Raw genomic sequence first — 22563 nt, 5'->3', positions numbered from 1 at the left:
CCGATCGTGTGAGGATTGACCCCAGGGCTGACGCGCTACGGGCGGACGTACAGTGGCTTGGGCGCGTTATGTGCCTGACACACCCATCGCCCGAGGGAGGCGCTTGCCGTGAGTGAGTTGCGGTTCGTCCGCATGGGGTTCGGCGCGGATGCCGTCGAGTACCAGGAGGCGTGGGACGAGCAGCGCCGGGTGCACGCGGCGCGGTTCGCCGACGAGGTGCCCGACACGGTCCTGCTGCTCGAACACCCCCCGGTGTACACGGCGGGCCGCCGCACCGCGGACAACGAGCGGCCGCTGGACGGCACCCCGGTGATCGACGTGGACCGTGGCGGCAAGATCACCTGGCACGGCCCGGGCCAGCTGGTGGGCTACCCGATCCAGAAGCTCCCGCGCCCGGTGGACGTGGTCGCGCACGTACGGCGCCTGGAGGAGGCGCTGATCCGCGTCTGCGCCGAGTTCGGCCTGGAGACCACCCGGGTCGAGGGGCGCAGCGGCGTGTGGGTCCTCGGTGACCCGGTCGAGCAGCGGCCGCAGGCCCTCGGCGGGCTCTCCCTGGACTTCGACCCCCGGCTGACGGACGACGAGTTCGACCCCCGCCTCAACGGCCCGGAGTACGCGCCCTCCAACGCCGGACAGCGCCGCGAGGACCGCAAGATCGCCCAGATCGGCATCCGGGTCGCCAAGGGTGTCACCATGCACGGCTTCTCGTTCAACGTGAACCCGGACATGAAGTGGTTCGACCGGATCATCCCGTGCGGCATCCGGGACGCCGGGGTGGCCTCCCTCGCGGGCGAGCTGGACCGGGACGTGACGATCGAGGAGGTGCTGCCGGTGGTGGAGCGGCACCTGACGGACATCCTGGAGAACGCGGAGCTCAAGCCCCGCGAGATCGAGAAGACCCCGGCCTGACCGAGAAGACCCCAGGCCGACCGAGGGAATGCGCCCTGCGGCCGAGGGGTTGGCCTCCACGGAAGGGCCCAGCAATCACGGGCGTACCCTGGTGTACGCCGAGGAATCGAAGTTACAGGGAGCCGACGTGTCCGCAGTATCACCCGACGGACGCAAGATGCTGCGCCTGGAGGTCCGGAACGCCCAGACCCCCATCGAGCGCAAGCCCGAGTGGATCAAGACCCGGGCGAAAATGGGCCCCGAGTACACCAAGATGCAGAACCTCGTGAAGAGCGAGGGCCTGCACACGGTCTGCCAGGAAGCCGGCTGCCCGAACATCTACGAGTGCTGGGAGGACCGCGAGGCGACCTTCCTCATCGGCGGCGACCAGTGCACCCGGCGCTGCGACTTCTGCCAGATCGACACCGGCAAGCCCGAGGCGCTGGACCGCGACGAGCCGCGCCGCGTGGGTGAGTCCGTGGTCACCATGGACCTGAACTACGCCACCATCACCGGCGTCGCCCGCGACGACCTGGAGGACGGCGGCGCCTGGCTGTACGCCGAGACCGTGCGCCAGATCCACGCGCAGACGGCGGACCGCGAGGCCGGCCGCACCAAGGTCGAGCTGCTCGCCCCGGACTTCAACGCCGTCCCGGAGCTGCTGCGCGAGGTCTTCGAGTCCCGCCCCGAGGTGTTCGCGCACAACGTCGAGACGGTGCCCCGGATCTTCAAGCGGATCCGTCCCGGTTTCCGCTACGAGCGCTCGCTGAAGGTCATCACCCAGGCCCGTGACTTCGGCCTGGTCACCAAGTCCAACCTCATCCTCGGCATGGGCGAGACCCGCGAGGAGGTCTCCGAGGCGCTGCGCCAGCTGCACGAGGCGGGCTGCGAGCTGGTCACCATCACGCAGTACCTGCGCCCAAGCGTGCGGCACCACCCCGTGGAGCGCTGGGTCAAGCCGCAGGAGTTCGTGGAACTGAAGGAGGAGGCCGAGCAGATCGGCTTCTCCGGTGTGATGTCCGGGCCGCTGGTCCGTTCTTCCTACCGGGCCGGTCGCCTCTACCAGATGGCGATCGAGCTGCGTCAGTCAGCTGCTCCGCAGCGGGGCGGCGCGTTCGTAGCCGTACAGGCTGTGTGAATTCGCGCACAAGTTACTACCGGCCAGTAATGACCGAATGACCGCGGTCCTGACCGTCCTCGCTGATGAGGACGCCCGTCAGGACCGCGTCAGCGTGCGGGACCCGCCTATCAAGGTTTCATTGGTGTTTGACCGGTCGGTCACGCCCTGGTAACACCAAACAGTGACCCTGGTATCACAGCACGTACACCCACTCCGAGGGGGGACCTTCACCATGCAGGCCGCGCCCGTTCGCGCCACCGCCATCCCGTCCTTCACCGACGCGCTGCGCGCCGTCGAGTCCCTCCTGATGAGCGGCGGCCAGCGCACCGCCCGCCAGAACGCCTGGACCTCCGTGCTGGAAGACCGCCGTCGCGCCAAGGACCGGGTCGAGGCGCAGCTCTTCCTGGAGCAGGCCGCCGGCCGCTCCTGACGGCACCCCAGGCCCCTTTCTCCGGGCACCGCCGTCGTCGGCACTCCCGGGGCCACGTAGACTTCGGGGCATGGCGAGGAAGGAACCCGCAGCGGACGCTGCGAATGCCGGGCGACTGAAGCAGATCGTCCTGACGTACAAGATGACCCGCAAGGCCGATAAGACGATCGGTCTTGTGCTCGCGGGTGTCGGTCTCGGCATCCTTGCCGTCTTCCTCGTGATCGGGTTCCTGATCGGCCACCCGGTCTATCTGGGCATCCTGGGCCTGCTGCTCGCCTTCCTCGGGACGGCGATCGTGTTCGGCCGCCGGGCCGAGCGGGCGGCCTTCGGCCAGATGGAGGGCCAGCCGGGCGCCGCGGCCGCCGTTCTGGACAACATCGGGCGGGGCTGGACGACGACACCGGCGGTGGCGATGAACCGCAGCCAGGACGTGGTGCACCGGGCCGTCGGCAAGGCCGGCATCGTCCTGGTCGCCGAGGGCAACCCGAACCGGGTGAAGACCCTGCTGGCCGCCGAGAAGAAGAAGATGGCCCGGATCGTGGCCGACGTCCCGGTGCACGATGTGATCGTGGGCACGGGCGAGGGCCAGGTCGGGCTGAAGAAGCTGCGGACCACGATGCTGAAGTTCCCCCGCGTGCTGACCGGTCCCCAGGTGACGACCACCAACGACCGGCTGCGGGCGATGGGTGACCTGATGACCAACATGCCGCTGCCGAAGGGGCCGATGCCGAAGGGCATGCGGATGCCCAAGGGCGGGCCGCGGGGGCGGTAGGCACAGCCGAGAACCTCGGGACGCGGCGGTCGCTGATGCGACCGCCGCGTCTTCGTGTTTTCCGGCCCCGGTTCGCCGCGGCCCGGGTGACACGCCGCCGAACGGCGTATCCAGCGGGTAATCGGGTCATCGGCTCCTAGCCTGCTAAATGTGACAAAACGCCATATCACATACCTCGCCTGCGCCGCCGCCCTGTGCGGCTCCCTCCTCGGCGCCGCCCCGGCCACCGCCACCCACCGCACCCTCGTGGTGCATCCGGGTGAGTCGATCCAGAAGGCCGTGGACGCGGCCGAGCCCGGCGACACCGTCCTCGTGCTGGCCGGCACGTACCACGAGAGCGTCAAGGTGACCACGCCCGACCTCACCCTGCGCGGCGCGGGCCAGGAGACCGTGCTCCAGCCGGCCAAGAAGGCCAAGAAGGCCCAAAAGGCCAAGAAGGCCGCCGCCCAGAAGTCGTGCGCGGAGATGGGCAACGGCATCTGCGTGGTCGGCACCAAGAGCCGGCCCGTCGAGAACGTCACCATCGCCCGGATGACCGTGACCGGGTTCTCCCGGACCGGTGTCATGGCGGTCGGCACGGCCAACCTGAACGTGCACGGCGTGGCCGCCGTGAAGAACGGCCAGTGGGGCATCGCCGAAGAGCGCTCCGTGCACAGCACCTACCGGTACAACGTCGCCCGGAACAACGGCGACGCGGGCCTGTTCCTCGCCAACACCATCACCGCGGAGAAGGGCTCCACCGACACCGACGGCACGGTGGTCGACCACAACCTGCTGGAGAAGAACCGGACCGGCGTCACCGTGCGCCGGCTGCGCAACCTGACCGTCTCGGACAACTCGGTCAGCGGCAACTGCGCGGGCGTGTTCGTCGTCGGCGACGAGAACAAGCCGAAGGCCGGTCACATCGTCGTCGCCGACAACCAGGTCGTGAAGAACAACAAGTACTGCAAGAAGACCGCCCGGCTCTTCTTCCTGCAGGGCTCCGGCATCGTCCTGACCGGCGCCGAGGACACCCTGGTGACCGGGAACACCGTCACCGGCAACTCCGGCAAGTCCCCGCTGTCCGGCGGCATCGTGGTCTTCAAGAGCTTCGTGGGCGCCACCAACGACAAGAACCAGGTCACCCGCAACAAGCTGTCGGGCAACGCCCCCGCCGACCTGATCAACCAGGAAGCCGCCAAGCACGGCAACAGCTTCAAGAGCAACACCTGCAAGAAGTCCAAGCCCGCCGGTCTGTGCTGACCTGACGGCCCTACGACACCCCCACAAGGAAGGTAGGCGGCACATGACCGCACCAGCACGCGACCTCTCGGCGCCGAAGGACCCGGCGCGGGGCGACGCACCGCCGCCCTCGATGCGGCTGCGCGAACTCGTGTTCGGGGCGGCCTGTGCCGCCGCCGTCCGCGCGGCCGCCCGGCTGCGCGTCGCGGACGCCCTCGGGGACGCCCCGATGACCGTGGAGAGCCTGGCGTCGGCGGTGAAGACCGACCCCGGGCCGCTGCGCCGGCTGCTGCGCGCCCTGTCCTGCTACGGCGTCTTCGCCGAGCGCCCGGACGGGACGTTCGCCCACACCGAGACCTCCCGGCTGCTGCGCGAGGACGACCCGCACAGCCTGCGCTACATCGCCCTGTGGTGCACCGAGCCGTGGACCTGGGACGCCTGGCCGAAGCTGGACGAGGCCGTGCGCAGCGGCCGCAACGTCATCGAGGACCTCTACGGCAAGGAGTTCTTCGTCTACCTGAACGAGGACGCGCCGGAGTCGGCGGACGTCTTCAACCGGGCGATGACCACCTCCAGCGAGCAGTCGGCCCGTGAGGTCGCGGCCCTGCTCGACCTGTCCGGCAGCCGGTCGGTCGCGGACCTCGGCGGCGGCCAGGGGCACGTGGTGGCCTGTCTGCTGGACAAGTACCCGGCGATGAAGGGGTATCTGCTGGACCTGCCGCGGGTGGTGGAGAAGGCCCTGCCGCGGCTGCGCCCGGGCGGTGACCTGGAGGACCGGGCGCGCATCGTGCCGGGTGACATCCGGGAGGCCGTGCCGGTCGACTCGGACGTCTACATCATCAAGAACATCCTGGAGTGGGACGACGAGTCCACCGCGCAGCTGCTGGCCAACGTGGTCGCGGCGGGCGGCCCCGGAGCCCGGGTCGTGGTGATCGAGAACCTGGTCGACGACACCCCGTCGATGCGGTTCAGCACCGCGATGGACCTGCTGCTGCTCCTGAACGTCGGCGGGGCCAAGCACACCACCGACAGCATGGTGCGCCGGCTGACGGAGGCGGGTCTGAGCGTCAACGACATCCGCCCGGTCAACCCGTATCTGCACGCCTTCGACTGCACGGTGCCCGCCTGAGGCAGGCCCCGGACACGCCGGTGCCGGGCCCGCGTTCTGCGCGGGTCCGGCACCGTTGGCGTACGGCGGTACGTCGGTTCACACGCCGCCGTCGCGCTCCCAGAGGTAGAAGCGCTGGGCCATCGCGTCCTTCGGGGAGCGCCAGGTCTCCGGGTCGTACGCGCTGACGTACGCCGTGAGACGGTCGCTGACGTCCCTGAACTCGGGGTGCGAGGTGATCTTTGCGATGGCCGGTCCCGGCTCGCGCTCGGACTCGATGAGGTGCATGTACACATCACCGAACTGGAAGAGGCTGCGCCGGGTGACCCCGACGAGGTGCGGCAGCTCTCCCCGGTCGGACTCCGCGAACACCTTCGCGATGTCGGGGGCGGAGCCCGGTGCCATACGGGCGACGATCAGGGCCTGGTGCACGGTGTCTCTCCTGTCGTCCGGCTCAGTCGGCCAGGGCCGGGTCGGGGCGCCGGCCGGTGGCCGCCTTCTCGATCTTGTCCCGGATCAGGGCCATCTGGACCTTGGAGTTCCGGTTGATGTTGTCGGTCATCCACTCGTCGTCGACGGGGGCTTCCGGCTTCATCGCGAAGTCCTGGGTCCAGACCATCCGGGTGCCGGCGGGGACCTCCTCGTACTGCCAGAGGATGTCCATGTGCGCGAACGGTCCGGTCTCGACCCGGCGGGCCTTGACGCGGAGGCGGGCGCGGTCCGTCTCGCGCTCGGAGACCCAGCTCCACACCTTGCCGTTCTCGTCGGGGTGCATGGTCAGCCGGAAGGTGACCTTGTTCCCCTCCTCCTCGAGGATGTCGGCGCTGGCGTACTCGCTGAACAGCTGGGGCCAGTTGGCCACGTCGTTGGTCATGTCCCAGACCAGGTCGACGGGCGCGGCGATGGTGATCTCGTTCTGGGTGTGTCCGGTCATGTCAGGCTCCCGCGGGCATGGCGCTGTTGACGAGGTCGAGGAACTGGCGGGGGGTCTTGCACCGCTCGGCGTCCACCGGCATGGGCACGCCGTGCCGGTTCTCCAGCTCGCCGACGATGCCGAGCAGGCCGAGCGAGTCGACGCCGAGGACGTCGAAGCCACTGTCGGCACGGTCCTGGAGGTCGGCCGGGGCGACGGTGACACCGGCGGCCTTCTTCATGAGTTCGGACAGTTCGTCCACGGTGATGCTCATAGGAACTCCTTCTTCTTCGCTGCTGGGCAGCTGGTTTTTCTCCGGCTCACCCGGCCGTGCCGTGGCGCAGCACGAGTGCCGAGTTCGACCCCATGAGTCCCCGGCTGAGGACCAGCGCCGTGCGTGGTGCGACGGCGCGGGCGCTGCCGGTCACGAGGTCGAGGTCGTGGCAGATGTCGTGGACACCCGGGGTCGGCGGGATCAGACCGTGTTCCATGGCGAGCACCGCGGCGGCGGTGTCCAGGACGGGGGCCGCGCAGTACCCCCGGCCGATCCCGGTCTTGGGCGCGGTGACGGGCACGCGCCGGCCGTGCGCGCCCAGGGCGTCGGCGATGGCCAGCGCCTCCGCCCGGTCGGCCTCCGGGACGCCGAGGGCGTCGGCGAAGACCACGTCGACCTCCTCCGGGGCGCAGCCGGCCTCGGCGAGGGCGCCGCGGATCGCCTGGGCGAGCCCGGCCCTCGACTCGGCCCAGCGGGAGGCCCCGGTGAAGGTGGACGCGTGTCCGTCGAGGGTGGCCCGTACCGGCAGCCCGCGTTCCCGGGCCGAGCCGATGTCCTCCACGACGAGCATGGCGCCGCCCTCGGCCGGCACGAACCCGCAGGCCTGTTCGGTGAACGGGCGGTAGGCGCGGGTCGGGTCGGTCTCCCGGCTGAGCTCCTGGTAGCCGAGCTGGCAGACCATCGAGTACGGAGCTATGGGCGCCTCGGTGGAGCCGGCCACGATGACGTCGGTGCCGCGTCGGACCGCGCGGGCGGCGTGTGCCAGGGCGTCCAGGCCGCCGGCCTCGTCGGCGGCGACCACCGAGCAGGGTCCCTTGAAGCCGCGCCGGATGGAGATCTGGCCGGTGCTGGCCGCGTAGAACCAGGCGATGGACTGGTAGGGGCCGACGAACCGGCTGCCCTTGCCCCAGAGTTGCTGGAGCTCGCGCTGGCCGAACTCGCCGCCGCCGGAGCCGGCGGCGGTGACCACGCCGATGTCGAAGGGCGAGCCCTCGGTGTCGGCGCGGCCGAGCCGGGCGTCTTCGAGTGCCAGGTCGGCCGCGGCCATCGCGAAGTGCGTGAAGCGGTCGGTCTGGACGATGAGACGTTCCTCGACGGCGGCCGCCGGGTCGAAGTCACGGACTTCTCCGGCCACCTTCATGGGCAGGTGCTCGCAGCCGTCGCGGGTCACCTTGTCGAGGACGTTGCGTCCCTCCTGGACGGATTTCCAGAAGGTCTCGGTGCTGGTTCCGTTGGGCGCGACGACACCGATACCGGTGACCGCAGCCCGCCGAGGACGGGATCCGCTCATCGTGTCCTTGTCCTTCCTCTCGGCCGGGTCAGGATCACCGCGGACTGGAAGCCCCCGAACCCGCTGCCCACGGACAGGACACCGCTCAGGGGCCGTTCGCGGGCGACCCGTGGCACGTAGTCGAGGTCGCACTCGGGGTCGGGGGTCTCGTAGTTCGCGGTGGGCGGGACGACCTGGTGGGCCAGGGCGAGCACGCAGGCGACGACCTCGATCGCGCCGATGGCGCCGAGCGAGTGGCCCACCATGGACTTGATGGAGCTCATGGGCGTGCTGTACGCGTGCTGCCCGAGCGCCTTCTTCACGGCCGCGGTCTCGTGGCGGTCGTTCTGCCGGGTGCCGGAGCCGTGCGCGTTGACGTAGTCGATGGCGGTGGGGTCGAGGCGGGCGTGGTCGAGGGCGGTCTCGATGGCCCGGGCCATCTCCAGGCCCTCGCTGGTGAGACCGGTCATGTGGTAGGCGTTGCCGAAGGTGGCGTAGCCGTCGAGCTGGCAGTAGATGTGCGCGCCGCGGGCCTTGGCGTGCTCCAGCTCCTCCAGGACGAGCACCGCGCCGCCCTCGCCCATGACGAACCCGTCACGGCGGTTGTCGAAGGGGCGCGAGGCGTGCTCGGGGTCGTCGTTGTTCGGGGAAGTGGCCTTGATCGCGTCGAAGCAGGCCATGGTGATCGGGGAGATCGGGGAGTCCGAGGCACCGGCGATGCAGATGTCGGCGCGGCCCTCCTGCACGGTGTGGAAGGCGTAGCCGACGGCGTCCAGGCCCGAGGTGCAGCCGGTGGAGACGGTCTGTACCGGACCCTGGGCGCCGAAACGTTCCGCCACCGCGGAGGCGAGGGTGCTCGGCGAGAACGCCCGGTGCAGCTGGGGTCCCGCCTGCCGGTGGTCCACGTCCCAGTGCTGGCCGCCGGCGCTCACCAGGACGTAGTCGTGCTCCAGACGGGTGGTGCCGCCGACGGCCGTGCCCAGGGAGACCCCGATCCGCCAGGGGTCCTCCCGGCCGAAGTCGAGGCCTGAGTCCCGGACCGCCTCGTCACCGGCGACCAGGGCGAACTGTATGTAACGGTCCGCCCGTTCGATCTCCTCGGCGTCCAGGCCGTGCGCCACCGGGTCGAAGTCGCACTCGGCGGCGATCCGCGACCTGAGGCCGGAGGGGTCGAAGAAGGTGATGCCGCGCGTCGCGGTCCGGCCGGAGGCGAGCAAGTCCCAGAACGCCGGTACGCCCACACCCCCCGGAGCCACGATGCCTATGCCCGTAACCGCCACGCGCCGGGTCACGACCGGACCTGCCCCACGGCGACGGCGGCTTCCGTCTCCTCCGTGTCGACGTGACCCTGGCTCGGGCGCGGGGCCAGCGGGCCGAGGTGGAAGACCATCCGGGCCTCGACATTGCCCACGTTTCGGAAGCGGTGGCGCATGTTGATGGGGATCATCAGCCCCTGCTCGGGCCGCAGCGGGTGCGGCTCGCCGTCCAGGTCGACCTCCATCTCGCCGCAGACCACGTACACGAACTCCTCGGAGTACGGGTGGTAGTGCTCGGCGATGCGGTCGCCCGGCTGCACGATGGCCACACCCATGAAACCGCTGGTGGAACCCACCGTGGCCGGGGTGAGCATGGCGCGCAGATCGCCGCCGCGCCGCGTGTTGGGCTCGATCTCGCTGAGGTCCACGATCTTCGGAATGGGCTTCATCTCTACGTTCCTCCCTGAGGGTGATCCGGCGGTGGGGGGGTCAGGCGTCTGGCGACCGGCGGTCGGTGAGGAGCCGCATCCGCACCGCGTCGCCGTCCAGCAGGGCGGTCAGCGCATGGGCCGGGACGGTGTCCACCGGGGTGCCGGGCCGCTGCTCGACCAGTCGTACGACGACGTCGTCGCGCTGGAAGACCGTGCTGTGCAGCACCGGGCTCGCCGGGTCCTCGGCGGCGGCCTCGTCCTGCTGCGCGAGCAGCTCGGCGAGCCGCATCCCGCAGCCCGGGCGGGCCGGGTAGTACAGCGCGTGGCGGTCGCCCTCGGTCAGCTCCTCGGCGGCGACGTGGTGCACGGCCGGCAGCGCCGCCCGGGTGAAGAACACCCGTGCGGAGTCCTGGTCGTCGAGGTCGCGGTCCTGCTCCAGATAGGGGTTGATGGCCTCCTCGACGGCCCGCACCTCGGGCTGCCGGGCGACATGGCGCAGGGCGGCCATCAGGTCGCCGCGCACCTCGATGGCCCGCACCACCCGGTTGCCGTGCATGAACAGGGAGGTGCGGCACAGCCGGGTGGAGTCGTCGACCTCCGCCTTGGGCGAGGCGTAGTCCGCGAGGATCTTCGCGACGTCGGCCTCACTGCCCGGCCGGACCGTGAAGGTGAGCGCGTGGCGGATCACGCCGTCGCCCATCCGCGGCTCGGCCTGCAGGACACGCACCGCGTCCGCCGCCGGACCGCCGGTCTCGCGGACGACTTGGAAGCGGAGCGAACGGGTGTCGCGCACGCAGTTGTGCAGCGGCTTGACCATCTCCACGTGCTCCTCGCTGTTCACCCAGGCGAGGAACGGCGGGGCGCTCTCCCACTCGCTGGTGATCAGCCACTGCGAGGGGTTCTCGATCGACTGGCAGAGCTGGTCGCTGACGTGACCGGGCACCTGGGCGACCTGGTTGCACAGCTGCTCGTAGGCCTCCAGGAACTGCTGCTGCGCGCCGTCGTAGACGTCCACCAGCAGGACGACCCGGAGCCGGGAGCCGTCGAAGACGGACTGGGAGACCCGTTTCGACACCGGGCGGGTCAGCTTTTCCGAAACCTTTTCCGAGATCGTCGTCATGCTTCGCACATCTCCTTCGCGGGGGCAGCGGCCTGCGCCTTCGCCGATGACGCGGCGTCAGCGCTTTTTGATCCTGTGCCGGTCCTCCGAAGCGCGCGACTCGCGTGAACCAGGTGGGTGATTGAGCACGCGGAACCCCTCGGGAAGGGGCGCGGAGGGGGCATGGAAGTTCCAACGCACCTGACGCACCACCACCGGCCCCTGGAGTCCCCGTTGCAGCAGAGAACCGATCACCAGGTCCCCGTCCTCGTCGTGGGCGGCTCCCTCGTGGGCCTGTCCATGTCCCTCTTCCTGGGCCGCCTGGGCGTACGCCACATGCTCGTCGAACGGCACTCCGGGACCTCGATCCATCCACGCGGCCGGGGCAACAACGTGCGGACGATGGAGCTGTTCCGGAAGGCCGGCATCGAGCCCGCCATCAAGTCCGCCGCCTCACTCCTCGCCGACAACCACGGCATCCTGCAGACCCCGACGCTGGTCGGCGACGCCGGCGAATGGCTGTTCAAGGAGATCGACCCGGGCGGCGGAATCGCGAAGTTCAGCCCTACGGGGTGGTGCCTGTGCAGCCAGAACGACCTCGAACCCGTACTCCGCCAGGCGGCCGAATCCCTCACCGGCGACCTGCGCTACTTCCACGAGATGGAGTCCTTCGAGCAGGACCCCGAAGGGGTGACGGCGTACGTCCGCGACCGTGACTCCGACCGGATGTACACCGTCCGCGCGGACTACCTGGTCGCCGCCGACGGCCCGCGCAGCCCGGTCCGGGGCCGGCTCGGCATCGGCCAGACGGGCCCCGGCGACCTGTTCGCCAACGTCAGCATCACCTTCCGCTCCAAGCTGCTCGCCCACTCCGTCGGGGACCGGCGTTTCATCTGCTGCTACCTCACCGACCCCGAGGCGGACGGCGCGCTGCTGCCCGTCGACAACAAGGAGCACTGGGTCTTCCACGCCCCGTGGCACCCCGAACGCGGCGAAACCCTCGACGAGTTCACCGAGGAGCGCCTCACCCGGCACATCCGCCGGGCGGTCGGCGTCCCCGACCTCGACGTCGAGATCACCGGCCGCGCCTCCTGGCGGGCCGCCGAACGGGTCGCCGAACGGTACGGGTCCGGGCGGCTCTTCCTGGCCGGCGACTCCGCGCACGAGATGTCCCCGACCGGCGCGTTCGGCTCCAACACCGGCATCCAGGACGCGCACAACCTGGCGTGGAAGCTGGCGGCCGTCCTCGACGGCTGGGCCGGCCCCGGGCTGCTGGAGTCGTACGACACCGAGCGCCGCCCGGTCGCCCTCGCCACCAGCGCCCGTGCCTCGGCCCGCTCGGTGGAGCACAGCCACCCCGGGTTCGCGCCCGCGCCCGGCATCGGCGCCGGCAAGCGCGGCGGCATCCTCAACATCGTCCTCGGCTACCGGTACCCGAAGGGCGCGGTCGCCGGCGCGGACCCCGGCCAGCCGGTCGTACCCGATGGGATGAACCTGACCGGCCAGCCGGGCAGCCGGGCCCCCCACCTGTGGCTGCGCCGCGCGGACGAACGGCTCTCGACGCTCGACCTGTACGAGCGGTCCCTGGTGCTGCTCAGCGACGCGGGCTCGGCGGCGGGCGGGGCCTGGCACGCGGCGGCCCGCCGGATCGCGGACACCGAGCGGCTACGACTGGACACGTACCGGATCGGGGCGGCGGGGTCGGACCTCGTCCACGACGGGGAGGGCATGGACTGGGCGGCCGCGCACGGGACGACGGCGGACGGCGCGGTGCTGGTACGGCCGGACGGATTCGTGGCCTGGCGCTCTGAGGGCGCGGTACCGGACCCGGAGGGAGAACTGCGAGACGTACTGGCCCGGCTGCTGCGGAGAAGGTGAGCCGGGGGGTGGGGTCGTAGCGCCCTGAAGGGGCGCGGGGAACTGCGCGACCGGCCCCCACCGGCCGGCAGCCGAACGACTACCTCAGATCCGTACCTCTACGGTCTTCGCCAGCCGGTCGTGCAGCCCCCTGCCGTCCCGGTCCCACACCAGCGCCGGGATCGCGAGACACAACAGCACCGTGCGGGCCAGCGCGCGCAGCGGCTGCACCCGCCCCGTCCCCACACCGACCACCCGCAGCCGGAACAGCCGCTTACCCGGCGTGAAGCCGACCGTACCGACGGTCAGGACCCCGAGGACGAAGAAGACGAGCAGTGCCCAGTTGCCGGTAGCCGGGCTGTAGCCGTCGGTGATCAGGCCGTATGCGATCAAGACGCACAGCGCCCAGTCCACGACCAGCGCGCCGAGCCGCCGCCCCGGACGGGCGATGGAGCCCGGCCCGTCCTCCGGCAGACCCAGCTGCTCGCCCCGGTACCCGAACTCCGCACCGGCCTCTTCCATGGCCGCGCGGGGTCCCGAGAGCCACGATCCCATTGCTTGCCTGTTGTCCACCCGGACACGGTACTGCCCGGGCAAACACACAGGGTCCGGCGGGGTGCCCCGGGGCTACGGTGGAACAAGGGCGGTTAACTTCAGCGAAACAAATGGGTCACGCCCGAGAAATCACCCGTCCCTAGGGTCGGGGACAGCGTGTGCCACCGCACTGGCCGCACGAACGAACTACCACCCCGGCGCGGGAACGCCCGGAAGTAGGAGGAGCTGGATGTTCCAGAACGCCGACGAGACCAAGAAGTTCATCGCTGACGAGGACGTCAAGTTCGTCGACGTCCGGTTCTGCGACCTGCCGGGCGTCATGCAGCACTTCACGGTGCCCGTCGATGCGTTCGACCCGGACGAGGAGCTCGCCTTCGACGGATCCTCGATCCGTGGCTTCCAGGCGATCCACGAGTCCGACATGGCGCTGCGCGCGGACCTGTCGACGGCCCGGGTCGACCCCTTCCGCCGCGACAAGACGCTCAACATCAACTTCTTCATCCACGACCCGATCACGGGCGAGCAGTACTCCCGTGACCCGCGCAACGTGGCGAAGAAGGCGGAGGCGTACCTCGCGTCGACGGGTATCGCCGACACCGCGTACTTCGGCCCCGAGGCCGAGTTCTACGTGTTCGACTCCGTCCGCTTCGCGACCACCGCGAACGAGTCCTTCTACCACATCGACTCCGAGGCGGGTGCCTGGAACACCGGCGCCCTGGAGGACAACCGTGGGTACAAGGTCCGCTACAAGGGCGGCTACTTCCCGGTCCCGCCGGTCGACCACTTCGCCGACCTGCGCGCCGAGATCTCCCTGGAGCTGGAGAAGAACGGCCTGAAGGTCGAGCGCCAGCACCACGAGGTGGGCACCGCCGGCCAGGCGGAGATCAACTACAAGTTCAACACGCTGCTCGCGGCCGCCGACGACCTCCAGCTCTTCAAGTACATCGTGAAGAACGTGGCCTGGCGCAACGGCAAGACCGCGACCTTCATGCCGAAGCCGATCTTCGGTGACAACGGCTCGGGCATGCACGTGCACCAGTCCCTGTGGGCCAACGGCGACCCGCTGTTCTACGACGAGGCCGGCTACGCGGGCCTGTCGGACACCGCCCGCTACTACATCGGCGGCATCCTCAAGCACGCCCCGTCGCTGCTCGCCTTCACCAACCCGACGGTGAACTCGTACCACCGCCTGGTGCCCGGCTTCGAGGCCCCGGTGAACCTGGTGTACTCGCAGCGCAACCGCTCGGCCGCGATGCGTATCCCGATCACGGGTTCGAACCCGAAGGCCAAGCGCGTCGAGTTCCGCGCGCCCGACTCCTCCGGCAACCCGTACCTCGCCTTCTCGGCGCTGCTGCTCGCGGGCCTGGACGGCATCAAGAACAAGATCGAGCCGGCCGAGCCGATCGACAAGGACCTCTACGAGCTGGCCCCCGAGGAGCACGCGGGCGTCCCGCAGGTCCCGACCTCCCTCCCGGCCGTCCTCGACCGCCTGGAGGCCGACCACGAGTTCCTGCTCGCGGGCGACGTCTTCACGCCGGACCTGATCGAGACGTGGATCGACTTCAAGCGCACCAACGAGATCGCCCCGCTGCAGCTGCGTCCGCACCCGCACGAGTTCGAGCTGTACTTCGACGTGTGATCCACCCGGACGGTGTGCCCCCTGCCCTCAGGGGGCACACCGCCTAAAATCCGCTGTGAACTGCGGATTCGTCGCTTCACCAGCCACCCCTGACCATCGATGGTTTTCAGCGTCTTGGGCAACGCAGGTGCAAGATGATCTTGGAAGTCCGACATGGCGCCAGTCACGCCGGATCTCGTACAGCCGTCACATACAGTGATGACGGATACCTTGGGCCGATGACGAGAGAACACTGCCCCACGCCCGATCGTTCTGACGCGAACCCACTCCGGCATGGGCGTCAAGCATCACAGGGCGTTTGATCTAGGGGGATTGCCCTTTATCTGCTAGTAAGTTCCTCGCCAGGCGGGTGTCGTCTCGTCCGTTATGCGCCTGGGGAGGTTGTCGATCGGGGCGAGCTTTTCTCCAGGCCGTCAACGTCGGCTCGATTAAGGCCCATCGGGCGTCGGACAGGTCGCTGGGGTACGGCTTCCGCCGGCTCACGCCGTAGCGTGATCATGGATGTAGCGGATGGTTCTGTTCCGCTGCTGCTGGGCGTTTCTGCCTGATCTTCAAACCAGACGGACTTCGCGCACGAGGACCGGAGTAAACGGGCAGCCAGGTTTGCAGCTCGATGAACGCGAGGGTGCGCGTAAGGGGCAAACACTGTTCCCAGCGGACGTGACCACAGCGCAAGCGCCGAAGTCGCGCCTTCTGAAGTGGCGGTTATCGGCTGTTCCCCCTCGCCTGGAGGCCGCTGGGCGGGCCGGCTGCGTCGAGGGCGAGATCGATGGCCGTCCAGGCCATACCGATCGCTCCGTCGAGTACGGCTCGGTCAGCTGCTTGCGTGATGCACGCGGCGGTGAATTCGGGCTGGTGGTTGACGGCAGGCCGGCAGTCCAGACCGAGCATGGGGTGGATGGTGGGCACCACGTGTGACACGTTACCCATATCGGTGGCGGCGCCCGCGACGCTGTTCGGCAGGTTCGGGAAGGACCGCCCGAGTGCCGTGGCGTTGGCGACCCACAGCGCCAGCAGGTCCTGGTCCGGACGCAGGTCGGCGTAGTCGGGGCCCACCGGCGCGGTAGACAGTTCACAGCCGGTGGCCAGAGCACCGGCCTCGAAGCAGCGGTGCACTCGGCGGGCCAGCGTCTGCAGGGTGTCCAGGCTGTCCGTGCGCACCATCCAGTGGCCGCGGCTGACGTCGGGAATGATGTTCGGGGCGACGCCGGCCTCGGTGCTGATGCCATGGATACGGTCGGAGGCGGCAGTCTGCTGGCGCAGTAGCCCGATGCCGACCTGGGCCAGGGTCATGGCATCAGCAGCGTTGACGCCGAGTTCGGGGTAGGCGCCGGCGTGTGCGGTTTTGCCGCGGTAGGTCACATCGAACTGGGTGACGGCCAGGCCGGGCATCGCCGCCATTTCGACCGCGGCCGGGTGGACCATCATGGCGGCGCGCAAGCCGTCGAAAGCGCCCTGCTCAAGCATGAGGACCTTGCCGCCGCCGCCTTCCTCGGCGGGAGTACCGAGTACGCGCACGGTCAGTCCGAGATCGTCCGCCAAAGGGGCGAGTCCGATGCCGGCGCCGACAGCCGCGGCGGCGATGACGTTGTGGCCGCAGGCGTGTCCGATGTCCGGCAGGGCGTCGTACTCCGCGCAGACCGCGATGTGTGTCGGCCCGGTGCCGATGGTCGCCGCCACCGCCGTCGGCAGCCCGTAGCATCCGTGCTGGACGTCGAACCCGGCGTCGCTCAGGGCGTCCGCGACCCAGCGGCTGGCCAGGTACTCCTCGAAGGCCAGCTCCGGGTGGGCGTGGATCCGGTGTGAGAGGTCGACCAGCTGGTCACCGGCAGCACGGATGTGCCGAGCGGCGGCGTCCTTGGCGGTGGTCATCGGCTGACCGTCGAGGCGGCGACGTGGACGGCGGCGGGTCGGGTCGCTGCGTCGTAGGCGGCGCGAGCTCCGGTGGCTCCCATGCCGCTGTCGCGGTCAGGCTCGTACAGACGCTCTGGGCCCCCGCCCTGCCACTGGTTGACCCAGACGACACCTGCGGGGAGCTGCGCGGCTGCCGCGATGTGCTCGGGGTCGTCGGTGTACACGGTGGCGGCGAGGCCGTAGCGGGAGGCGGCCGCCCGCGCCATGCCTTCCTCGAAGGTGGGCACGACGACGACGGGCGCGACCGGGCCGAACGTCTCCTCGGTCATGACGAGCATGGTGTCGTCTACATCGGTAAGCACGGTCGCCGGGTAGAAGTAGCCGGGCCGCCGCGGCACCACTCCGCCGGTGCGGACGGTGGCGCCCTTCTGGACGGCGTCCTCGACGTGCCGTCGCACAATGTCGCGCTGCCGCTCGTCCACGAGCGGCCCGAGCACCGTGGCAGGCTCCATCCCGTCGCCGATGGCGAAGGTCTGCGCCGCGGCTACCAGTGCTTCGACGAACTCGTCCGCGATCTGCTCGTGGACGTAGATCCGTTCCATGGAGGTGCAGATCTGGCCGGTGTTGACGAAGGCGCCGAACGCGACGGCCTGCGCGGTCGCCACCGGATCGACTCCGGCGTCGACCACGACGGGGTCCTTGCCGCCGAGTTCGAGCACACAGCGGCGCAGGCGACGGCCGGTCGCCGCCCCCACGACCCGGCCGGCCCCCACCGAGCCAGTGAAGTGGACGAGCTGCACATCCTCGTGTTCCGTCAGCGCCGCTCCGGCACGGCCGTCCCCCAGGACCAGGTTCGACACACCCGCCGGCAGCCCGGCCAACTCGGCCAGTTCGAAGAGACGCACGGCCGAAACGGGTGAACGCTCGGACGGCTTGACCACGACGGTGTTCCCGGCGGCAAGCAGCGGGCCGAGGGCGCCGAGGACCATGGTCACGGGGAAGTTCCACGGCGTGATCACCGCGGTGGCGCCGAGCGGGTGGCGGACGATGTCAGTTCGGTCTCCTCCGGGACCGGTCACCGTTTCGGTGAACGGGTAGGTGAGCGCCTGCGCCGCGGCAGCCTTCAACCCGGCTGCGGCCCCGTCGATGAAGGAGCGCCCGATTCCAACCGGCTTGCCCATTTCACGGCATTCCAGTTCGGCCAACTCCATAGCGTGTGCGGCAACCGTGTCGGCCCAGGTGTGAATGCGTTCGACGCGTTCTGTGACGGTGAGCCCGGCCCACTGGGGCTGTGCCGTGACCGCCGCCGCGACGGCGCGGTCGACGTCGTCTGCGGACCCCGCGCCGAAGCGCGCGAACACTTCCTCGGTGGCGGGGTTGACCACAGTGACGACATCCTCACTGGCGGAGTCTTCCCATCGGCCGCCGATGAGGTTCTGCAAGGCTTCCATGGTCATTGCCGTTTCTGTTCGGTACTGAGCGTGGTCGGCCATCGAGCCGGTCAGTCATCGAGCCGGTCGGCCATGAGTTCGCCGGCCATGATGGTGGCGAGGTTGGTGTTGGCGCGCGGTACCGAGGGGAAGATCGAGGCGTCCACGACCCGCAGGCCCTGTACGCCCAGCACCCGGCATGCGGGGTCGACGACCGTCTCCGCGGCGCCTGGTGCGCCCATCCGGCAGGTGCTCGTGCCGTGCTGGGCATCGATGACCGTGGCCAGCAGGTGATCAGCGAGATCGCTGTCGCTCGCGAGCACGTCGAACAGCGGCCGGTTCGCCTCTTCCAGCGGTCCGGCGAGGATGGTGGCGGTCTCACCGCTGCGGCCCAGCTCGACGAGGGCGCGCACCCCCTCTCTCATCGGGGCGAGATCGCGTTCGTCGGAAAGCATCCTCTGGACGACGTGCGGGTGCACCGAAGGATCGGTCGAGACCAGCGTGAGCTCACCGCGCGAGTGCGTCTGGTTCAGCCAGACACCGAAGGCACCGGCGGGCGATCGGGCGTCCGCGGTGGCCATCGCCAGCACGTTCTGGTTCAGCGCGGCGAACAGAAGGTCGTTCGAGTGCGTGCCCGCCTCGCTGGACCAGCGCACGCAGATGTTCGTGTGCCGGTCGTGCGGAGACCTGATGGCCGCATCGGGCCGCAAGGGCAGCGAGAGCAGTGCCATCGCATGATCCTGCATGCCGAGTCCGACCGGGAGGTCCTGACGGACCTCGATCCCCAGCGCCCGCAGCCGGCCGGCGGGGCCGATGCCCGAGCGCAGCAGAATCGCCGGCGAATGGATCACGCCCGCGCTCAGGATCACCTCGTCCGCGTACTCGGTGACGGCCGCTCCGTCGAGCACGACGCGGACGCCGACCGCGCGCTCTTTCTCGAAGACGACGGTGTCCACGAGAGCATCGCCGCGGATGGTGAGACCGGGCTGATCACGAGCCGGTTCGAGGTAGGCGTCGTTGACGCTGACGCGACGCGCGTCACGGGAGTTGATCGGGTAAGGCGACACCCCGGTGGCACCGGGAGCGTTGACGTCGGGCGCCCATCCGAACCCGGCGGAGAGGGCCGAGCCGGCCAAGACGTGGTCGACGGCTCCCCAGGCCTCCTTCGGGGTCCGGTAGATCGGGGTGGGCCCGCCGCGACCGTGATAAGGCTGGTCGCCGAAGTCGCCGTCGTCCTCGAGTCTGGCGAAGTACGGCAGGACGTCTTCCGGCGCCCACCCTTCGCAACCGAACCGGGCCCATTCCTCAAAGTCCTCCATCGGCGGCCGGATCGCGATCTGGCCGTTGATGGACGAACTTCCTCCCACGCCCCGGCCACGCCAGTACGGGGCCTGCTGCTGCTTCTCGGTCCGACAGGAGTCCAGGCCGGTCCAGACCAGATGCGCCGAGGCCGCGGGATCCATCAAGGCCACCACGGGATTCGGCGAGCGCCACACCTCCGGCATCTGAGCCGAGCGGTAGTCGGGGCCTGCCTCCAGCAGCAGCACCCTCCGGCCCTGAGCGGCGGCACGGGCGGCGACCACCGCACCCGCCGAGCCCGCGCCGACCACGATAAGGTCCCAGTCGCGCTTTGCCATTTCCTACCCCTAGATACGGGAGCGTCTCGCGTCCGTGAGTCCGGCGCGGATGCTTGGTAATCTGACGTACCCGAAGTGTTCAGTCAAGAGTGAATGTTCAGTTTTTCCTGTACAGGAGGGATCGATGTCGCGAGCCGCCGACGACACCGAAGCCGCGGACAACAGTCAGCTGATCGAGGACTTCGGTCTTCGGATCGGGGGGGCGATGGGATGGCCCCCCATGGCCGGACGGCTGGCGGGCATATTGATGCTCAGCCCGGCCCCCATGACGCTTTCGCAACTGCAGCAGGCGCTGGGCGCCAGCAAGGGGTCGGCGTCGGAAATGACCCGCCTGCTCATGACCAACGGCACGGTCGACCGTGTCAAGATGCCAGGTGTGCGCCAGGCCGTGTACGAGTGGCGCGACGACGCCTGGGGCGGCTGCCTCCAGCACCAACTCGACCAGACCAAGCAGCTGCTGGAGCTTGCGGAAACCGCGCAAGAACGTGGCAGCCGACTGCCGCGCATCCAGCAGACGCGGCTGCGTGAGATGGGCGCCTACTACGGCTTCATGGTGCAGCAACTGCAACGCCTGCTCGACGAATACAGGCGACAGCTACGCGCTGGCGAGCAGTGACTCCTGGCAGTGCTCAGTGGTGACCACGGGTAGAGCGCTGCATGTGCGTGCTCGGCGCGGCCTTGACAGCCGAGGCGCACTCAACGGCGAGGTGCCCGCACCTCGCGCTCCGGCGATGTGCGGTTGGCGACCCGCCGCTTCGGCGAGGGCCGTCCCGGCGGCCGGGAAGGGCTCATCGCCGACGAGCCCGTCGGCCGTCTCGGCAAACCCGAGGAGATCGCCTCCGCCGTGCTGTGGCCGGCCTCCGAACCCCGCCCGAGGCGGAAATCGCCCGATCGGCGCCGGGCGGTGGCGAGTTCCCGCTCGACCTGCTCGCCGACGAGGAGTGGATGGGACGCAGGTGATCCATGTACAGGAGCTTTGTTCGAAATCGCGACGTCCGGTTCTTATGCTCCACCGTCCATGCCAGATGCATCAGACGGTCAGGCCGGCGCTGACCAGCCAGATATGTTCGCAGGTCGAGGATGCCTTCTGCAAATTCTCGCGGGACTCCTGCGAGGCGTGGTAGAAGGTCCGCTCGATCATCCAGCACAGGGCGCGTGCCACCGCCGACGCTTGTTCCGGTTCGGTGCCGGCCTGAATGCCGGCTCGTTCCAGGACCGCGGTGATGGCCGTGATGAACAAGTCGGCTGTACGGTTCCACAGCTCGCCGATCTCCGGCACGGTCAACGACAGGTCGATCGCCGTGCGCATGACCAGGCCGTGCTCGTTCCACAGTTCGACCGTGCGCCGCATGGCTGCTGCGATGGCCTGGCGTGGCTCGTCGGTCTGCGCGGTTGCCCGGGACCGCTCCCACAGGTGCTCGACGGTCCGGGCCACGAGCGCCGTGACCACTTCTTGCTTGGAGCCGAAGTAGAAGTACAGGGCACCGCGTGTGATGCCGGCGCCCTGGGCGATGTCGCCGACGGTCATGGCGTCGTAGCCCTTTTGTGCCAGCAGGGCCTCGCAAGTGTCGAGGATGGCCCGCTCCCGGACATCGCCCTTGCGTTCGGTGGGGCGACGGCTCCGCGCAGGGTGGTGGCCGGACATCAGAGCTGGGCACCCTCGGCGAAGTCGGTCGTACGGGAGAGCGTCTCCCATGTGCGGATGTCCTCGTCCACGGCTGTGCGCGCGGCGGTGACCAGTCGTAGCGCGTCCGAGCCCAGGACGAGGTGGGCCGGCGGCTGGTCCACCGTCGTGATGTGCACGACGGCGTCCCCGGCCTTGGCCGGGTTGCCCAGTTGGTTCCCGCTTGCCTTCTGCCTCGCTTCGCGGATGGGGGTGAACAGTTCGTCGTAGTCGTCGATGGACTGCGCCGTGCGTGTCATGGACCGTCCGGCCCAGTCGGTGCGGAAGGAGCCCGGCTCGATCGCCGTCACATGGATCCCGAACTGCGCGACCTCCTTGCCCAGCGCCTCGAGGATGCCTTCCAGCGCGAACTTGCTGCCGCAGTAGGCGGACAGGCCGGGCACGGCCATGAGCCCGCCCATGGAGGTGACGGCCATCAGGTGTCCGCGGCGGCGCCGGCGCATGTGGGGCAGTGCCGCCTGCAGGGTGGCCACTGCCCCGAATACGTTGACCTCGAACTGCCGCCGCACGTCCGCCAGCGCCGTCTCCTCGAAGGTGCCCTCCAGGCCGTAGCCGGCGTTGGCGATGACGACGTCCAGAGCTCCGACGCTGTGCTCCACCTCCGTGATCACATTCGAGACGGCGTCGCCGTCCGTCACGTCCAGGATGCGGCCGTGAGCGTGCCCGGGTTCGAGCCCTTCGAAGGCCCGCAGGTCCTCCTCGGAGCGGACCGTGCCGACGACGGTGTGCCCGGCGGCCAGGGCCGCTTGGGCGAAGGCACGTCCGAGGCCCGTGCTGACGCCGGTGATGAGCCACTTCTGTTCCTGCATTGTTCCTCCGGCTGGGACTCGGAAGGAGCCTGGTTGCTCCCTCACCTCCAATTCTACACGGCGTCGATTTTTGTCATCGTCATGCAGATTCTGGTGACGCCTTACGGCTCCGCCGACCACCCCATGGCGATCTCCTCAGGGCGAGAGCAGAGGTCGGAGGCGTACACAGTCACACCCACAAAAGGTCCTTTGTGCGAGCAAGATCAAGAAACGGCCACCGGCCCCCGTCCGACCCTCGATCGGCTCTCAGAAACCGTGACAGCGCCGGCGCGCCCTCCAGCGCGTCACCATCAGTCCCAGCCGGATCGGCGACATC

General features: G+C 69.5%; 22 protein-coding genes and 1 pseudogene. 9 read left to right on the top strand and 14 right to left on the bottom strand.

The features are described from left to right. Positions 1–108: 108 nt before the first annotated feature. From lipB to ACGFZQ_RS29880, 6 genes are all read left to right on the top strand, one after another. A complete protein-coding gene (lipB, locus tag ACGFZQ_RS29905) occupies positions 109–909 on the top strand; it encodes a lipoyl(octanoyl) transferase LipB (protein WP_351732155.1) in 801 nt (266 codons plus the stop codon). Positions 910–1036: 127 nt separating this feature from the next. Beyond that, positions 1037–2026, top strand: a complete 990-nt coding sequence (lipA, locus tag ACGFZQ_RS29900) for a lipoyl synthase (RefSeq protein WP_393842955.1) — start codon at positions 1037–1039, stop codon at positions 2024–2026. A 214-nt stretch (positions 2027–2240) separates the two neighbouring features. Continuing rightward, the gene (locus tag ACGFZQ_RS29895) at positions 2241–2438 is read left to right on the top strand and encodes a hypothetical protein (protein WP_351732150.1); all 198 of its coding nucleotides are present in this window, start codon (positions 2241–2243) and stop codon (positions 2436–2438) included. Between the two features lie 70 nt (positions 2439–2508). Then, positions 2509–3210, top strand: a complete 702-nt coding sequence (locus ACGFZQ_RS29890) for a DUF4191 domain-containing protein (protein WP_351732147.1) — start codon at positions 2509–2511, stop codon at positions 3208–3210. Between the two features lie 150 nt (positions 3211–3360). Beyond that, on the top strand, positions 3361–4452 hold the full coding sequence (locus ACGFZQ_RS29885; protein ID WP_393842954.1) for a nitrous oxide reductase family maturation protein NosD: 1092 nt from the start codon (positions 3361–3363) through the stop codon (positions 4450–4452). A gap of 43 nt (positions 4453–4495) precedes the next feature. Continuing rightward, positions 4496–5560, top strand: a complete 1065-nt coding sequence (locus ACGFZQ_RS29880) for a methyltransferase (protein WP_351732142.1) — start codon at positions 4496–4498, stop codon at positions 5558–5560. A gap of 78 nt (positions 5561–5638) precedes the next feature. Here the strand turns inward: ACGFZQ_RS29880 and ACGFZQ_RS29875 are convergent, their stop codons facing one another. From ACGFZQ_RS29875 to ACGFZQ_RS29845, 7 genes are read right to left on the bottom strand one after another with little or no spacing between them, the layout of a single operon-like run. Next, positions 5639–5971 carry a TcmI family type II polyketide cyclase gene (locus tag ACGFZQ_RS29875; RefSeq protein WP_351732139.1) on the bottom strand — a complete coding sequence of 111 codons (333 nt, stop codon included), beginning with the start codon at positions 5969–5971 and terminating at the stop codon, positions 5639–5641. A gap of 22 nt (positions 5972–5993) precedes the next feature. Continuing rightward, positions 5994–6473: an SRPBCC family protein gene (locus ACGFZQ_RS29870; protein ID WP_351712734.1), complete on the bottom strand. Its 480-nt coding sequence runs from the start codon at positions 6471–6473 to the stop codon at positions 5994–5996. Between the two features lies 1 nt (position 6474). After that, positions 6475–6726: an acyl carrier protein gene (locus tag ACGFZQ_RS29865; protein WP_351325347.1), complete on the bottom strand. Its 252-nt coding sequence runs from the start codon at positions 6724–6726 to the stop codon at positions 6475–6477. 46 nt (positions 6727–6772) lie between these two features. Next, positions 6773–8017: a ketosynthase chain-length factor gene (locus ACGFZQ_RS29860; protein WP_393842953.1), complete on the bottom strand. Its 1245-nt coding sequence runs from the start codon at positions 8015–8017 to the stop codon at positions 6773–6775. Then, complete coding sequence (locus tag ACGFZQ_RS29855) at positions 8014–9288, bottom strand: beta-ketoacyl-[acyl-carrier-protein] synthase family protein (RefSeq protein WP_351732135.1); 1275 nt, start codon at positions 9286–9288, stop codon at positions 8014–8016. Before ACGFZQ_RS29855 ends, ACGFZQ_RS29860 begins: the two co-directional genes overlap by 4 nt. Continuing rightward, on the bottom strand, positions 9285–9701 hold the full coding sequence (locus ACGFZQ_RS29850; RefSeq protein WP_351732132.1) for a cupin domain-containing protein: 417 nt from the start codon (positions 9699–9701) through the stop codon (positions 9285–9287). The genes ACGFZQ_RS29855 and ACGFZQ_RS29850 overlap by 4 nt, the downstream gene beginning before the upstream one ends. Before the next feature lie 40 nt (positions 9702–9741). After that, entirely contained in the window at positions 9742–10803 is a 1062-nt protein-coding gene (locus ACGFZQ_RS29845; RefSeq protein ID WP_393842952.1) for a SchA/CurD-like domain-containing protein, read from the bottom strand. Between the two features lie 162 nt (positions 10804–10965). Between ACGFZQ_RS29845 and ACGFZQ_RS29840 the strand changes: the two genes are divergently transcribed. Then, on the top strand, positions 10966–12660 hold the full coding sequence (locus ACGFZQ_RS29840) for an FAD-dependent oxidoreductase (protein WP_393842951.1): 1695 nt from the start codon (positions 10966–10968) through the stop codon (positions 12658–12660). Positions 12661–12744: 84 nt separating this feature from the next. On the opposite strand, the gene ACGFZQ_RS29835 is transcribed toward ACGFZQ_RS29840, so the two are convergent. Then, the gene (locus ACGFZQ_RS29835) at positions 12745–13212 is read right to left on the bottom strand and encodes an RDD family protein (RefSeq protein ID WP_351732125.1); all 468 of its coding nucleotides are present in this window, start codon (positions 13210–13212) and stop codon (positions 12745–12747) included. Between the two features lie 211 nt (positions 13213–13423). Between ACGFZQ_RS29835 and glnA the strand changes: the two genes are divergently transcribed. After that, the gene (glnA, locus tag ACGFZQ_RS29830; RefSeq protein ID WP_351732124.1) at positions 13424–14833 is read left to right on the top strand and encodes a type I glutamate--ammonia ligase; all 1410 of its coding nucleotides are present in this window, start codon (positions 13424–13426) and stop codon (positions 14831–14833) included. A 378-nt stretch (positions 14834–15211) separates the two neighbouring features. Here the strand turns inward: glnA and ACGFZQ_RS29825 are convergent. The 4 genes and pseudogenes from ACGFZQ_RS29825 to ACGFZQ_RS29810 all read right to left on the bottom strand — a co-directional run. Continuing rightward, positions 15212–15316: pseudogene (locus tag ACGFZQ_RS29825) on the bottom strand (transposase); the annotation flags it as partial. A gap of 222 nt (positions 15317–15538) precedes the next feature. After that, positions 15539–16705, bottom strand: a complete 1167-nt coding sequence (locus ACGFZQ_RS29820) for a M20 family metallopeptidase (protein ID WP_393842950.1) — start codon at positions 16703–16705, stop codon at positions 15539–15541. Beyond that, entirely contained in the window at positions 16702–18144 is a 1443-nt protein-coding gene (locus ACGFZQ_RS29815) for an aldehyde dehydrogenase family protein (RefSeq protein ID WP_393842949.1), read from the bottom strand. The genes ACGFZQ_RS29820 and ACGFZQ_RS29815 overlap by 4 nt, the downstream gene beginning before the upstream one ends. Before the next feature lie 44 nt (positions 18145–18188). Then, complete coding sequence (locus ACGFZQ_RS29810) at positions 18189–19754, bottom strand: GMC family oxidoreductase (RefSeq protein WP_393842948.1); 1566 nt, start codon at positions 19752–19754, stop codon at positions 18189–18191. Positions 19755–19878: 124 nt separating this feature from the next. On the opposite strand from ACGFZQ_RS29810, the gene ACGFZQ_RS29805 reads away from it, so the two are divergent. Next, the gene (locus ACGFZQ_RS29805) at positions 19879–20370 is read left to right on the top strand and encodes a GbsR/MarR family transcriptional regulator (protein ID WP_393842947.1); all 492 of its coding nucleotides are present in this window, start codon (positions 19879–19881) and stop codon (positions 20368–20370) included. A gap of 414 nt (positions 20371–20784) precedes the next feature. On the opposite strand, the gene ACGFZQ_RS29800 is transcribed toward ACGFZQ_RS29805, so the two are convergent. Both ACGFZQ_RS29800 and ACGFZQ_RS29795 read right to left on the bottom strand, forming a co-directional pair. After that, positions 20785–21399 carry a TetR/AcrR family transcriptional regulator gene (locus ACGFZQ_RS29800; protein ID WP_393842946.1) on the bottom strand — a complete coding sequence of 205 codons (615 nt, stop codon included), beginning with the start codon at positions 21397–21399 and terminating at the stop codon, positions 20785–20787. Further along, a complete protein-coding gene (locus ACGFZQ_RS29795; RefSeq protein WP_393842945.1) occupies positions 21399–22247 on the bottom strand; it encodes an oxidoreductase in 849 nt (282 codons plus the stop codon). The genes ACGFZQ_RS29800 and ACGFZQ_RS29795 overlap by 1 nt, the downstream gene beginning before the upstream one ends. Between the last annotated feature and the right edge of the window lie 316 nt (positions 22248–22563).

The sequence above is a fragment of the Streptomyces sp. NPDC048254 genome (assembly GCF_043201895.1).
Lineage (GTDB): Bacteria > Actinomycetota > Actinomycetes > Streptomycetales > Streptomycetaceae > Streptomyces.
Note: the sequence above shows the minus strand (reverse complement) of the source record. Positions and strands in the feature narration are given on the sequence as shown.

What these genes read in the sequence shown, in the direction of transcription:
- ACGFZQ_RS29860 (WP_393842953.1), bottom strand. Translation starts at nt 8,017, where the DNA reads ATGAGCGGATCCCGTCCTCGGCGGGCTGCGGTCACCGGTATCGGTGTC.
- ACGFZQ_RS29845 (WP_393842952.1), bottom strand. Translation starts at nt 10,803, where the DNA reads ATGACGACGATCTCGGAAAAGGTTTCGGAAAAGCTGACCCGCCCGGTG.
- ACGFZQ_RS29815 (WP_393842949.1), bottom strand. Translation starts at nt 18,144, where the DNA reads ATGACCATGGAAGCCTTGCAGAACCTCATCGGCGGCCGATGGGAAGAC.
- ACGFZQ_RS29840 (WP_393842951.1), top strand. Translation starts at nt 10,966, where the DNA reads ATGGAAGTTCCAACGCACCTGACGCACCACCACCGGCCCCTGGAGTCC.
- ACGFZQ_RS29805 (WP_393842947.1), top strand. Translation starts at nt 19,879, where the DNA reads ATGTCGCGAGCCGCCGACGACACCGAAGCCGCGGACAACAGTCAGCTG.
- ACGFZQ_RS29880 (WP_351732142.1), top strand. Translation starts at nt 4,496, where the DNA reads ATGACCGCACCAGCACGCGACCTCTCGGCGCCGAAGGACCCGGCGCGG.
- ACGFZQ_RS29865 (WP_351325347.1), bottom strand. Translation starts at nt 6,726, where the DNA reads ATGAGCATCACCGTGGACGAACTGTCCGAACTCATGAAGAAGGCCGCC.
- ACGFZQ_RS29820 (WP_393842950.1), bottom strand. Translation starts at nt 16,705, where the DNA reads ATGACCACCGCCAAGGACGCCGCCGCTCGGCACATCCGTGCTGCCGGT.
- ACGFZQ_RS29895 (WP_351732150.1), top strand. Translation starts at nt 2,241, where the DNA reads ATGCAGGCCGCGCCCGTTCGCGCCACCGCCATCCCGTCCTTCACCGAC.
- ACGFZQ_RS29800 (WP_393842946.1), bottom strand. Translation starts at nt 21,399, where the DNA reads ATGTCCGGCCACCACCCTGCGCGGAGCCGTCGCCCCACCGAACGCAAG.
- ACGFZQ_RS29870 (WP_351712734.1), bottom strand. Translation starts at nt 6,473, where the DNA reads ATGACCGGACACACCCAGAACGAGATCACCATCGCCGCGCCCGTCGAC.
- ACGFZQ_RS29795 (WP_393842945.1), bottom strand. Translation starts at nt 22,247, where the DNA reads ATGCAGGAACAGAAGTGGCTCATCACCGGCGTCAGCACGGGCCTCGGA.
- ACGFZQ_RS29810 (WP_393842948.1), bottom strand. Translation starts at nt 19,754, where the DNA reads ATGGCAAAGCGCGACTGGGACCTTATCGTGGTCGGCGCGGGCTCGGCG.
- ACGFZQ_RS29890 (WP_351732147.1), top strand. Translation starts at nt 2,509, where the DNA reads ATGGCGAGGAAGGAACCCGCAGCGGACGCTGCGAATGCCGGGCGACTG.
- ACGFZQ_RS29850 (WP_351732132.1), bottom strand. Translation starts at nt 9,701, where the DNA reads ATGAAGCCCATTCCGAAGATCGTGGACCTCAGCGAGATCGAGCCCAAC.
- glnA (WP_351732124.1), top strand. Translation starts at nt 13,424, where the DNA reads ATGTTCCAGAACGCCGACGAGACCAAGAAGTTCATCGCTGACGAGGAC.